Source organism: Luteimonas rhizosphaerae (assembly GCF_002849595.1).
GTDB classification, from domain to species: Bacteria; Pseudomonadota; Gammaproteobacteria; order Xanthomonadales; family Xanthomonadaceae; genus Luteimonas; species Luteimonas cellulosilyticus.
In genome coordinates this window covers 39,226-51,927 of the sequence record NZ_NRQR01000005.1, presented here as the reverse complement: position 1 = coordinate 51,927, position 12,702 = coordinate 39,226, and the positions used below count along the sequence as shown (strand labels likewise).

The 12,702-nt window shown below is 72.0% G+C and carries 8 protein-coding genes and 1 pseudogene; 2 read left to right on the top strand and 7 right to left on the bottom strand.

Annotated elements, in window-relative coordinates; all coding sequences use genetic code 11:
• The first annotated feature begins 47 nt into the window (after nucleotides 1-47).
• Together CJ022_RS02525 and CJ022_RS02520 are read left to right on the top strand one after the other, a co-directional pair.
• Nucleotides 48-2,018 carry an acetyl-CoA hydrolase/transferase C-terminal domain-containing protein gene (locus CJ022_RS02525; protein ID WP_101925129.1) on the top strand — a complete coding sequence of 657 codons (1,971 nt, stop codon included), beginning with the start codon at nucleotides 48-50 and terminating at the stop codon, nucleotides 2,016-2,018.
• A gap of 183 nt (nucleotides 2,019-2,201) precedes the next feature.
• A complete protein-coding gene (locus CJ022_RS02520; protein WP_101925128.1) occupies nucleotides 2,202-2,516 on the top strand; it encodes a BolA family protein in 315 nt (104 codons plus the stop codon).
• A gap of 276 nt (nucleotides 2,517-2,792) precedes the next feature.
• Here CJ022_RS02520 and tkt read toward each other — a convergent pair.
• The 7 genes and pseudogenes from tkt to CJ022_RS02485 all read right to left on the bottom strand — a co-directional run bounded on the left by tkt (nucleotide 2,793) and on the right by CJ022_RS02485 (nucleotide 12,702).
• A pseudogene (gene tkt / locus CJ022_RS02515) lies at nucleotides 2,793-4,734 on the bottom strand (transketolase).
• 77 nt (nucleotides 4,735-4,811) lie between these two features.
• A complete protein-coding gene (locus CJ022_RS02510; RefSeq protein WP_199171418.1) occupies nucleotides 4,812-6,146 on the bottom strand; it encodes a dicarboxylate/amino acid:cation symporter in 1,335 nt (444 codons plus the stop codon).
• Between the two features lie 139 nt (nucleotides 6,147-6,285).
• Nucleotides 6,286-7,689, bottom strand: coding sequence for a dicarboxylate/amino acid:cation symporter (locus tag CJ022_RS02505; RefSeq protein WP_101925126.1), 1,404 nt, complete (start codon nucleotides 7,687-7,689; stop codon nucleotides 6,286-6,288).
• A 72-nt stretch (nucleotides 7,690-7,761) separates the two neighbouring features.
• A complete protein-coding gene (locus tag CJ022_RS02500; protein ID WP_101925125.1) occupies nucleotides 7,762-9,411 on the bottom strand; it encodes a BatD family protein in 1,650 nt (549 codons plus the stop codon).
• A complete protein-coding gene (locus CJ022_RS02495; RefSeq protein ID WP_101925124.1) occupies nucleotides 9,408-11,201 on the bottom strand; it encodes a VWA domain-containing protein in 1,794 nt (597 codons plus the stop codon). The genes CJ022_RS02500 and CJ022_RS02495 overlap by 4 nt, the downstream gene beginning before the upstream one ends.
• Complete coding sequence (locus tag CJ022_RS02490; RefSeq protein WP_101925123.1) at nucleotides 11,198-12,241, bottom strand: vWA domain-containing protein; 1,044 nt, start codon at nucleotides 12,239-12,241, stop codon at nucleotides 11,198-11,200. Before CJ022_RS02490 ends, CJ022_RS02495 begins: the two co-directional genes overlap by 4 nt.
• Entirely contained in the window at nucleotides 12,241-12,702 is a 462-nt protein-coding gene (locus CJ022_RS02485; protein WP_101925122.1) for a DUF4381 family protein, read from the bottom strand. Before CJ022_RS02485 ends, CJ022_RS02490 begins: the two co-directional genes overlap by 1 nt.

Sequence of the window (12,702 nt, the reverse complement as noted above, 5' to 3'; positions counted from 1 at the left end):
ACGCGCACGCTCGCGCCTATTCACGTCGTCGTGCGTATGCTCCGCGCATGACCGATTACGTCGATTCACTGGAAGATGCGACCGACCGCATCCTCGCGCACGTGGACGGCCCGCTGCATGTCGGCGCGCCGCTCGGGCTCGGCAAACCGCACCGGCTGCTCAATGCGCTGTACGACCGCGCGGCCGCCGATCCGACGCGCCCCGTCACCCTCTACACCGCACTGTCGCTGGATCCGCCGGTCGCCGGCCGCGATCTCGAAGGCCGGTTCATCGGCCCGTTCGCGGCGCGCCATTTCGGCGAGGATTTCGTCCGCCTCAAGTATGTCGACGCGTTGCGCCGCGATGCGCTGCCGCCGCACATCGCGGTCGAGGAGTTCTACATGCAGTCCGGCGCGATGCTGGGCTCGTCGCAGGCGCAGCGCCGCTACGCCAGCCTCAACTACACGCACGTCGCGCGCGCGCTCGCCGACCGCGGGGTGAACGTGCTGGTGCAGAAGGTCGCGGCGAACGAGGACGGCAGCCGCTTTTCGCTGTCGTCGAACACCGACCTGACCTTCGACGCGATCGACGCGATCGTCGCCGCCGGACAGCCACGGCCCCTGGTCGTCGGCGAGATCGATCCGCACCTGCCGTGGCTCGACGGCACCGCGGCCGTCGATGCCGCGTTCTTCGACCTCGTCGTCGCGCCGCCACCACCCTATCCCGCGCTGTTCGGCCTGCCGCGGCAGCCGGTTTCCGACGCCGACTATGCGATCGGCTTCCATGCCAGCGCACTGGTCCGCGACGGCGGCACGCTGCAGATCGGCATCGGCGCGCTGGCCGATGCGCTGAGCCATGCGCTGGCGCTGCGCCAGACCGACAATGCGGCCTACCGGCGCGTGCTGCATGCGCTCGATCCCGGGCTGGCGACGCATCCCGCCGTGGTCGCCAGCGGCGGGCTCGGGCCGTTCGAGATCGGCCTCTACGGCTGCAGCGAAATGCTCAACGAGGGCTTCAAGCGATTGGTCGAGGTCGGCGTGATCCGCCGCAAGGTCGTCGACAAGGCCGCGCTGATGCGCCGCGCCAACGACGGCAGCCTCAGCGCGCTCGACCAGGAGCTGATCGAACGCGACGGCGAATTCCTGCACGGCGCGTTCTACCTCGGCTCGCCGGATTTCTACGCCTGGCTGCACGGCCTCGACGACGCGACCCGGCGCGGCATCGGCATGAAACGGGTCGGCGAGGTCAACGAACTCTACGGGCTCGACGAGGGACTGAAGCGCCTGCAGCGCCGCGATGCGCGCTTCTTCAACAGCTGCATGATGGCGACCGCGCTCGGCGCGGCGGTCTCCGACGGTCTCGACGACGGCCGCGTGGTGTCGGGCGTCGGCGGCCAGTACAACTTCGTCGCGATGGCGCATGCGCTACCGGATGCGCGCTCGGCGCTGCTGCTGCGCGCGACCCGCGAGTCGGGCGGCCGGCACGAGGCCAATATCCGCTGGAACTACGGCCACACGACGATTCCCCGGCACCTGCGCGATCTCTACATCACCGAATACGGCATCGCCGACGTGCGCGGCGCGACCGACGAGGACTGCGTGGTCGCGATGACGCGAATCGCCGACGCGGCCCACCAGCTGCGGCTGCTCGAACAGGCGCGCGCGGCGCGCAAGCTCGATCCGCACTTCGTCGCGCCGCAGGCCTGGGCCCGCAACACCGCGACGCGACTGCGCGAGGCGCTGGCGCCGCTGCGGCGCGACGGTACCCTGCCCGACTATCCGCTCGGCAGCGATTTCGACGCCGTCGAGCAGCGCGTGCTCAAGGCGCTGACCTGGCTGAAGTCCCACACCGCCACGCGCGGCGACAAGCTGCGCACGGTAGTCGCCGCATTGCGCGAGGGCAGCAGCGACGACACCGCCGCGTTGCAGCGGATGGCGCTCGACGCGCCGACCGGACCGGGCGAGCATCTGCTGGCGCGGTTGCTCGCGCTGGGGCTGCGGCGCACGGCGCCGGCCACGGTTCCGCCCCCTGCGGGCTGACGCCGCAACCGCGTCGTCGCCCTCGTGAGCACGCAATCGGCGCAACATGGGAGCGCACGCGCAGCACGGCGGAGACTTGCGCGGATCCGCACGCGTCCCGCTTGGTGCCCGGCGCCGGAACTTGCAATCCCCGTGTGCTGCCGCCATCTGCCTGCCATCCGTTGCCGTTTTCCGGAGCCACCGATGTCCACCCGAGCCGACCAGATCCGCGACGCGCTGGCCGCGCTGCAGCCCAGCCATCTCGACGTGCAGGACGAGAGCCATCTGCACAGCCGCGGCCTGGAAACGCATTACAAGGCGGTCGTCGTCAGTGCGGCATTCGACGGCAAGCGTGCCCTGCAGCGACACCAGGCGGTGTACCGCGCGCTCGGCACGCAGATGCAGCAGATCCACGCGCTGGCGCTGCACACGTTCACGCCGGACGAGTGGGCCGCCGAAGTCCTGGTGCCCGATTCCCCGCATTGCCGCGGTGGCAGCAAGCACGATCCTGCGCACTGATCGGCGAGTACCGGTCTGGTCGCCGTCGCGCCGGCCATGACCCCCGCGATCCGAGCGCAGCGAAACGCTTCATGGCCGGTGTCGAGAGAATTCCGTCGAATGTAGGAGCGCGCTTGCGCGGGACGACGGGTGATCAGGAAAACTTCTCGCGCGCAGGCATGCCGTTGCAGGATCGGACCGCCGCAATCGGCAGAGACGCGGTCACGAGCAGCACAAGACAGAAGGCCCGCTTGCGCGGGCCTCCTGCTTGATCGGAACGCGAAACGCGCGCGGCGATCAGAGTGCCTTCCCTGCCTCGACGACCTTGTCGACGGTGATGCCGAAATGGGCATACAGCTTGTCCGCCGGCGCCGACGCACCGAAGCTGTCGATGCCGATGACGGCGCCGTCCAGGCCGACGTACGCACGCCAGAACGGGGTAACGCCGGCTTCGATTGCAACGCGCTTGCGCACGCCGTCCGGCAGCACGGACTCGCGATAGGCCGCGTCCTGGCGGTCGAACACGTCCGTCGACGGCATCGACACCACGCGCACGGTGTCGCCGAGCTGCTCGGCCGCCTGCATCGCCAGCCCGACTTCCGAGCCGGTCGCAATCAGGATGATTTCGGGCGTGCCTGCCGAGTCCTTCAACACGTAACCGCCGCGCGCGATGTCGGCGACCTGGGCCGTGTCGCGGGCCTGGTGCGCGAGGTTCTGGCGCGAGAACACCAGGCAGCTCGGGCCGTCCTGGCGGGTGATCGCCGACTTCCACGCGACCGCCGACTCGACCGCATCGCAGGGACGCCACACGTCGTTGTTCGGGATGTAGCGCAGCGATGCGAGATGCTCGACCGGCTGGTGGGTCGGGCCGTCTTCGCCGAGGCCGATCGAATCGTGGGTGTAGACGTGGATCGCGTGCGCGGGGATCAGCGCGCCCATGCGCACGGCGTTGCGCGCGTAGTCGCTGAAGACCACGAAGGTCGCATCGAACGGGATGAAGCCGCCGTGCAGCGCAAGGCCGTTGGCGATCGCGGTCCGTGGTCGCGGCCGACGTGCTGCCCTTCCACAGGGTCAGGTTGGAATGCGCGAGGTCGGCCGAGCCGCCGATCAGCTCCGGCAGCAACGGCGCGAAGGCTTCGATCGACAGCTGCGAGGCCTTGCGCGACGCGATCGTCGGGCCTTCCGCCTGCAGCTTGGCGATGAACGCATCGGCGTCCTGCGCGAAGTCGGCCGGCAGTTCGCCGCGCGTGCGGCGCAGCAGTTCGGCCGAGAGTTCCGGGTGCGCCGCGGCGTAGGCGTCGAACAGCGCCTGCCACGTCGCCTCGCGCCTGGCGCCGGCATCGGTGGCCAGCCACGCGTCGCGGATCGGCTGCGGGACCTCGAAGCGGCCGTGCGGCCAAGCGAGCGCCACGCGGGTCGCGTCGGATTCGGCCTGGCCCAGCGCGGCGCCGTGCGCGGATTCCTTGCCGGCGCGGTTCGGCGAGCCGAAGCCGATCGTCGTGCGGCAGCAGACCAGCACCGGCCGGCCGTCGTGGGCCTTGGCGGCGTCGATCGCGCGAGAGATCGCATCGGCGTCGTGGCCGTCGACGTCGCGGATCACGCGCCAGCCGTAGGCCTCGAAGCGCGCCGGGGTGTCGTCGGTGAACCAGCCGGCGGTGTTGCCGTCGATCGGGATGCGGTTGTCGTCCCAGAACGCGACGAGCTTGCCCAGGCCCAGCGTGCCCGCCAGCGACGCGGCCTCATGCGAGACGCCTTCCATCAGGCAGCCGTCGCCGAGGAACACCCAGGTGTGGTGATCGACGACATCGAAGCCGGGGCGGTTGAAGCGCTGCGCGAGCAGCTTCTCGGCCAGCGCGAAGCCGACGGCGTTGGCGAAGCCCTGGCCCAGCGGGCCGGTCGTGGTCTCGACGCCGGGCGTTTCGTGCCGTTCGGGATGGCCGGCGGTACGGCTGTGCAGCTGGCGGAAGTTCTTCAGCTCGTCGAGCGGCAGGTCGTAGCCCGACAGGTGCAGCAGCGCGTACTGCAGCATCGAGCCGTGGCCGTTCGACAGCACGAAGCGGTCGCGGTTGATCCAGTGCGGATTGCCCGGGTTGTGGCTGTGGTGGTCGTTCCACAGCACCTCGGCGATGTCGGCCATGCCCATCGGCATGCCCGGATGGCCGGAGTTGGCGGCATCGACGGCGTCGATGGCGAGGAAACGGATGGCGTTGGCGAGTTCGCGACGGGTCGGCTGGGTCATGGACTGGACTGGAGTCGGCGGCGATGGCGGGAGTCGCGCATTGTCCCATGCCCGCCGGATCGCTGCCGCAGCCGGACTCAGGTGGAGGCGTCGCCGGACGCCACGGGGCCGCCCTCGATCACCGGCGCCGCCTCGTCGCGCCGTTGCTCGCTGCGCCCGATCACGACCGAACCGACCATGTCGCCGCCGACGTTGACCACGGTGCGGCACATGTCGAGCAGGCGGTCGACGCCGAGGATGATGCCGATGCCCTCGGGCGGGATGCCGAACATCGCCAGGATCATCGCGATCACCGGCAGCGAGCCGCCGGGCACGCCGGCGGCGCCGATCGAGCCGAAGATGCACAGCACCAGGATCATCACCTGCTGGCCGAGCGTGAGGTCCACGCCGAACAGCTGCGCCAGGAACAGCACCACCACGCCCTCGAACAGCGCGGTGCCGTTCATGTTGGCGGTAGCGCCGAGCGTGCACACGAAGCGCGCGACCCGGCGCGGTACGCCGAGGTTCTCCTCGGTGACCTTGAGCGTGGTCGGCAGCGACGCGCTCGACGACGAGGTCGAGAAGGCGGTCAACAGCGCCGGCTGCGCGCCGCGGAAGAACGCCAGCGGCGACATCCGCCCCAGCGTCCACAGCAGGACCGGGAACACGATGAAGAAATGGATGCCCAGCGCACCCAGCGCGGTGCCGACGAACTTGGCCAGCATCCACAGCATCGGCAGGCCGAGCTTGGCGGTGATCGAGAAAAGCAGCGCGGCGACCGCGTAGGGTGCCAGCGCGATGATCCAGCCGATCAGCTTCAGGCAGATGTCGTACACGCCCTGCACCGTCGAGACGAAGCTGCGGGTGGCGTCGTTGCGCAGCACGGTCGCGGCGATGCCGAACATCAGCGCAAAGAACATCACCGCGATCAGGTCGCCATTGGCCGCGGCCTGCACCGGGTTGCGCGGCACGATGTTGAGCAGCACGTCGAGACCGGAGACGCCTTCGCGCGCGGCCGAGATTTCCGTCGCACGCGCCGACGACTCCGCCATCAACCCGGCGACGAGTCCCGGATCGAGACCGATGCCCGGGCGCAGCACGTTGACCATGACCAGCCCGATGGTCACCGCGAGCGAGGTGACCAGCAGCACCCACAGCAGCGTCTTGATGCCGATGCGGCCCAGCGATGCGGGATCGCCGATCTCGACGACGCCGAGGATCAGCGCCGAGAACACCAGCGGGATCACCAGCATGAACAGCAGCCGCAGGAAGATCTGGCCGACCGGATCCGTCACGTAGGTGATCAGCAGGTCCAGCCAGCCCGCGTCCCCGATGAACATGTTGGCCGCGATGCCGGCGAGGGTGCCGATCGAAAAGCCGATCAGCATCTTGGTGTGCAGCGGCATGCCGCCACCGGAATTCGCTTCAGTCATGCGCAGGGGTCGTCCGTCCAGATCGCCCGCAGCTTAGCAAAGCGCGCCATGGCACCCGCCGCATGGGCGGCCGCGTCGCGCGGGCGACGGCACACGCGGACATTCCTGCGATGCGCAGCGACGTGCGTGCCGCCGGGCGTCAGCCGGGCGCGCTGCGCGCCGTCGCCGCCTCGTCGCCATCGCCGCCGATCTCGCCGGCCGGTGCGTCCTCGCCCGTGGCCACCAGCGCGGCGATGCCCAGATCGCCGGTGACGTTGACCGTCGTGCGGCACATGTCGAGGAAATGGTTGACGCCGAGCACCAGGCCGATGCCCTCGGCCGGCACGCCGACCATCGTGCAGATCAGCGCGACCACGGGCAGCGAACCGGACGGGACGCCGGCCGTGCCGATGCCGCCGAGGATGCAGACCAGCATCACCAGGATCTGCTGGCCGATGCCGAGTTCCACGCCGAAGAACTGCGCGAGGAACAGCACCGTGACGCCTTCGAACAGGGCGGTGCCGTTCTGGTTCGCGGTCGCCCCGATGGTCAGCACGAAGCGCGAGACCTTGCGCGGCAGCCCGAGTTTCTCGTCGGCGATGCGCAGCGCGGTCGGCAGCGTAGCGTTGCTCGACGCGGTCGAGAACGCCATCAGCATCGCTTCCTGCACGCTGCCGAAGAACTGCAGCGGCGAGCGGCCGGCGACCAGGCGCAGCGCGATCGAATACGTCACCAGCATGTGCAGCGCCAGCGCGCCGACGACGACCAGCACGTAGGCGCCGAGCCGCAGCAGCAGGTCCCAGCCGAACAGCACCGCGAGATTGAACATGAAGCAGAACACCGCGATCGGCGCGAGCCGGATCACCAGGCCGATCAGCGTCATCGAGACTTCGAACAGACCCTCGATGCCGCGCTTGAGGACGGCGGTCGACTCGGATTTCGTCAGCACCAGGCCGATGCCGAACATCAGCGCGAAGAACATCAGCGCGAGGATGTTGGCGTTGTCCGCGGCGGCGCCGACCACGTTCTGCGGCACGATCGACAGCAGCATCTCCATGCCGGTCGCGCTGCCCTCGCTGTCGCGGACGATCGCTTCGGTCCGCTGCGCGCCCTCGGCCAGCAACTGCTGCGCGAGCGCCGGATCGACGCCGTCGCCGGGCCGGAACAGGTTGACCATCACCAGGCCCAGCACCACGGCGGCGCCGGAGAGCACGACGGTCCAGCCCAGCGTGCGCCAGCCGATGCGGCCGAGCGAGGCGACGTCGCCCATTTCCGACACGCCCACGACCAGCGCCGAGAACAGCAGCGGCACGATCAGCATGAAGATCAGGCTGAGGAACAGGGTGCCGGCCGGCTCGGTGACGTAGGCGACGACGCTCTCGATGACCGGGCGACAGCGCCAGCCGGGCGCATCGCCGAGGCACGCGGCACTGCCGGGATCGGCCAGCGTCCACGCGGTCAGGCCGCTGTAGTGCGCGATCAGACCGAGCAGCAGGCCGGCGATGAAGCCGATGGCGATCTTCCAGTGCAGCGGCAGGCGGGGACGTGCGGGCGATGCGGCCATCGTGCGGGCTCGGAGGGAATCGCGCGAGGCTAGCAGGACGCCGGCGCGCCGGGAACGCACCCGCGCGTCGCCTCAGCGCGGCGGGTACAGGGGCGGCAGCGTGTCGCGGGTCGCGGGGGCCGGACCGGGATCCACGATCGTATCGGCACCATCGCGGAATGCCGCCTGCAACGCGGCACGCGCCGCGGCCACATCGCCCTGCGCCCAGCGCGCGCGTTGCCACTGGTCGAGCGCGTCGCGCTGCGCCGGATCGCGCAGTCGCGTCCGCAACGCATCCAGCGAGGCGGCCGGCGGCGTCACCAGCGCGCACAGCGCGGCGGAGACGTCGTCCTGGCCGCCGCTCTGCAACAGCTGCCGCAGCTGCAGCGGCGTCGTGCGCGGCGCGGCGACGGCCGCGGACATGGCGGGTGGGACCTGGCCGGTGATGCGCCGGCGACGCCACGCCAGCGCCGCGAGCAGCAATGCGGCACCCGCGAGGCCGGCAAGAACGGGCCAGCGCCACACGGGTGCATCGGGTGCGGAACCGGTCGAGGGCGTCCGCGCCTCGTTCGACGGCGCCGACACCGCGGGACCGCTGCCCGGCGCCACCTGCAGGGTGACCGGCGGCAGCGCGGTCGTGCGCGCGGTACCGGCGCGCGCGTCCCACCAGGCGATCCCCGGTCCCGGCACCTGCAGCGTGCCGGGCGCATCGGGCACGATCGAGAACCGCCGCACCAGCACGACCTGCGGACGGCCGCCGTCGAAGTGTTCCTCGATCTGCGGCGGCTCGGCGAAGACCTGCGCGCCCGGAACGGCCGGCGCCCGCAACTCGGGGAGCTGCGCGGCGACGCTGCCGTCGTAGCGCACCTCGGCCACCAGCGTCGTCGCCTCGCCAGCGCGCGCATCGCGCGGCGCGTCCAGCCAGCGCGCCTCGACCGCGTACAACGGCAGCCACGGCTGCGGCGCGCCAGCGGGCACCGGGCGCACCGTCAGTACGCTCGGCGGCCCGTTGGCCTGCAGCAGACGCGGTCCGCGGTTGAAGATGTCGTCGAACATGCCGCTGCCGCCGACGCCGCGCCCTTCGAAATGCGCGCCGGGAATCGTCAGCGTGCCGCTGCGCTCGGGGACGATCTGGAAGCGTCGCTCGACGACCGCGTAGCGCCGCCCGTCGATCTCGCGCGCGTACTGCACATCGTCGCCGACCCGCTGCAGCGCGGCGCCGTCGGGTGCGGGCTGGTCGAGCTGCCCGGACACCAGCTGCGTCGCGTAATACAGCCGCAGCGTGTAGCCGACCGACTGCTGGACGTAGGGCGACTGCACGTCGACCTCGGCTTCGATGAAGGCGGGCGCGCCGTCGCGCGAGCCCGCGATCCGTGCCGGGCCGACGCTGAGCGGGAGCGGCGCGGTCGTCTCCGCACCGATGCGCAGCGCCGGCACGGTCAGCACGCCCTCGCGGCGCGGACGCAGCGCGACGGCGAACAGGGTGCGGTCGACGCGGCGGCCGTCGCGCAGTTCCACCTGACGCCGGCTGGTGTGGCCCGTCGCCTCGAACTCGCGATCGAGCACGGACCAGTCCGGCGCGTCGACGCCGGGCTGCTGCGTCTCGATGTTCAGCGTCGTCGTCTCGCCGAGGGCGATGCGATCGCGATCGAGCCAGGCGCGCGTCGTGTCCTGCGCGGAGACGAGGCCGCACAGCGACAACGCGACGACGAGGCCGAGGAGACGGGCGAGTCGGCGCGTCATCGGGTCGCCGCCCCGCCCTGCCGGCGCTCGTGCTCGAGCAGGAACTTGGCCCGCAGCAGACCGCCGGGATCGTCCGGCAGGCGCCGCAGCCAGGCGTCGTTGGCCTGGCGGCGCTCGCGCTCGGCCGGGGTGTCGGCCTCCTGCTGCTCGGCCGCGGTGCCGTCGGCGTCGGCATCGCCCTGGTCCGAGCGTTCGGCGTCGAGCGCACGTTGCAGCGCATCGCGCATCGCCGCGTCGGCGGCCTGCTGGTCGGCCGGCGTGCCGGCATCCCCGGCCGGCTCCGGCATGTCGCCCTCGCCCGGCGTCGGGTCGCCCGACGGCGGCGCGCCATCGGAACCGGGATCCGGCGGTGCGGCTTGGCCGCCCTGCGACGGCGAGGGCTGCCCGGCATCGCCCGGCGAACCTGCCGAGGCGTCATCGCGCGGCTGCGGCTGCCCGCGCGAATCATCGCCCGGGCCGGGTGGCGGCTTGCGCTGCTGCGCGGCCAGCACGGCCTGGCGGTTCGCTTCGGCGTCGGCCATGCCCGGTTGCGCGGCCAGCGCTTCGTCGTAGGCGCGGATCGCTTCGTCGTAGCGGCCTGCCTTCGCCAGCGCGTTGCCGCGGTTGTAGGCGGCGTCCGCGCCGCGCACGCCCTGCCAGCGCCGCAGCGCGTCCTCGTAGCGCTCGGCGCGATAGGCGGCAGCGCCTGCCTCGACGCGCTCGTGCTCGGCCTGGTCCGCGCGCTTCCACAGCGTGCCCGGCGGCGACGCGTCCGCCGGCGTCTGCGCATGCGCCGGCGGCAGCGAGCAAGCGACGGCCAGCACGAGCACCGCCGTCGTGGCACCGCGACGGAACGCCGCCAGGCACAGCAGCAGCAGGGGCAGCAGCAGCCAGTAGCCTTCGTCGCGCCAGACCCGCGTGGCGGTCGTGCCGGACGCGGACGCGCGCGCGTCCTGCGCGACGGCGTCGGGTGTCAGCAGGCCCAGCGCCTGCAGGTCGCCGGGGCCGGTCGTCATCGTCTCGAACGCGCCGCCGCCCGCGGCTGCCAGCGCGCCCAGCGACGCCGCGTCCAGACGCGCGACGGCGCTGCCGCCATCGCGGTCCGGCACGGTGACGCCGACCGGCGTGCCGAGGCCCAGCGCCGACACCCGATACCCCGCGACGGATGCCGATGCGGCGGCGCGCACCGCGTCGTCGTCGACGTGGTCGCTGACGACGAGGATGTCGCCGCGCGCCGCGCCCGCCTGGGTCAGCAGACGCAGCGCCTGCGCGATCGCACGCTCCGCGCGGCTGCCGTCGACCGGCATGATGTCGGGCGAGAGCGCATCGAGATACAGCGCCACGTTGCCGACGTCCTCGGTCAGCGGTGCGACGGTGAACGCATCGTCGGCGTAGGCCAGCAGCGCGACCTGTCCCCCGTCGCGCTGGGCCAGCAGCGCGGCCAGCTTGGCGCGCACCTGCAGCAGGCGCGATGGCGGCAGATCGCGCGCGAGGATCGACGAAGACAGGTCCAGCGCGACCACCAGCGGCGCGCTTGAAGTCTGCAGCGGCTGTTCGGCATGCCGCCACGCGGGCCCCGCCAGTGCCAGCACCGCCAGCGCGACCGCCAGCGCCCATGCGAGCGGCGCGACGACCGCACGCCGCGCCGGCCCGCGCTCGAGCAGATGCGGCAGCAGGTGCGCATCGACGTGCGCGCGCCAGGCCTCGTCGGCGCGGCGACGCGCCAGCCAGCCCCAGGCCAGCAGGGGCAAGGCCAGCAGCAGCCACAGCCACTGCGGTCGCAGGAAATGCACGGTGTCGAACAGGGTCATGCGGAGGACGCCCGGGTATCGTGCAACCGGTGCCAGCCGCGCCGCCACGGCAGCAGCGCCAGCAATGCGACCAGGAGCGCCAGTGCGAGCGGCGCCGGATAGCGCTCGATCCGCGGCCGCAGTTGCGGGCCGGGCACGTCGATGGGTTCGAGCCGGTCGATCTCGCCATAGATGCCGGCCAGCGCTTCGCTGTCGCGTGCGCGGAACGCACGCCCGCCGGTGGTGTCGGCGATGTCCTGCAGCGCCGCTTCGTCGATCGCCGGCTCGCCGCCGGTCGGCATGCGGAAACCGAACACCGACAGCGCACCCTCGTCGCTGCCGAAGGCGATGGTGTGCACGCGCACGTCGGCATCGCGCGCGAGCTCGGCCGCTTTCTGCGGCGACAGCAGCCCGGCGTTGTTGACCCCGTCGGTCAGCAGGATCAATACGCGCTGCCCCGCCGGCTGCGCCTGCAGCCGCTTGACCGCGAGGCCGACCGCATCGCCGATCGCGGTCTCGCGGCCGACCAGGCCGACCACCGTGTCGTCGAGCTGCTGGCGCACGCTGTCGCGGTCGCGGGTCATCGGCGTCATCGCGTAGGCGCGCTGGCCGAACACGATCAGGCCGATGCGATCGCCGGCGCGGCGATCGAGGAAATCGGCGATCACGGCCTTGGCCGCGGTCAGGCGGTCGACGACCCGGCGCCCGATGACCATGTCTTCCTCGCCCATGCTCGCCGACAGGTCGACCGCCAGCATCAGGTCGCGCCCCGCCTGCGGCGGCGCGACCGGCTCGCCCAGCGTCTGCGGACGCGCCGCGGCGACGCACAGCAACGCCCACGCCAGCCACAGCAGCCAGGGCATGCGCGCCGCGCCGCCGCGACGCGACGGCGCCGCCAGCGCGGCGAGCCGTGCGTCGTCCGGCATGCGCAATGCGGCCCCGCCGCGGGGCACCGGCGTCGCGAAGCGCCAGACCAGCCACGGCAGCGGGATCGCCAGCAGCAGCCAGGGCCAGGCGAACAGCCCGGGCAATGCCCCGAGCGACACGGGCCAGGCATCCATCATCGACGCGCCGCCATCAGTCGCGCGAACCGCTGCCGGGCCAGGGTCTGCACCGCGTCGACATCCGCTGCGGCCAGATCACGCCGGAACCCGCCATCGCGCAACAGCGCGCCGACGCCGTCACCGGAGAACGCCGGCGTCCGCGCACCGCGGTCGAGAAAGCGCATCCAGTCGTCGCCCGTCAGGCGATCGGCGTGCGGGTCGATACGGCGCGCGGCGCGCCGCAACAGGGCCGACATCGCGGCGAGTCGCGCGACCGGCGTCGTGGCCGCCGCGACCTCGTCGTCGAACAGGCGCATGTAGCGCAGGCGCACGGCACGACGTCGGCGCAGGACGACCGCTGCAACGATCGCCGCGAGCAGCATGCCGCCGAACACCAGCCACCAGCCGGGCGCCGGCGGCCACCAGTCCGGCGGCGGTGGCTGGTGGATGTCGCGCAGCACGAGATCCGGGGCCTGCAT

What these genes read in the sequence shown, in the direction of transcription:
- CJ022_RS02525 (WP_101925129.1), top strand. Translation starts at nt 48, where the DNA reads ATGACCGATTACGTCGATTCACTGGAAGATGCGACCGACCGCATCCTC.
- CJ022_RS02520 (WP_101925128.1), top strand. Translation starts at nt 2,202, where the DNA reads ATGTCCACCCGAGCCGACCAGATCCGCGACGCGCTGGCCGCGCTGCAG.
- CJ022_RS02510 (WP_199171418.1), bottom strand. Translation starts at nt 6,146, where the DNA reads ATGACTGAAGCGAATTCCGGTGGCGGCATGCCGCTGCACACCAAGATG.
- CJ022_RS02505 (WP_101925126.1), bottom strand. Translation starts at nt 7,689, where the DNA reads ATGGCCGCATCGCCCGCACGTCCCCGCCTGCCGCTGCACTGGAAGATC.
- CJ022_RS02500 (WP_101925125.1), bottom strand. Translation starts at nt 9,411, where the DNA reads ATGACGCGCCGACTCGCCCGTCTCCTCGGCCTCGTCGTCGCGTTGTCG.
- CJ022_RS02495 (WP_101925124.1), bottom strand. Translation starts at nt 11,201, where the DNA reads ATGACCCTGTTCGACACCGTGCATTTCCTGCGACCGCAGTGGCTGTGG.
- CJ022_RS02490 (WP_101925123.1), bottom strand. Translation starts at nt 12,241, where the DNA reads ATGGATGCCTGGCCCGTGTCGCTCGGGGCATTGCCCGGGCTGTTCGCC.
- CJ022_RS02485 (WP_101925122.1), bottom strand. Translation starts at nt 12,702, where the DNA reads ATGCAGGCCCCGGATCTCGTGCTGCGCGACATCCACCAGCCACCGCCG.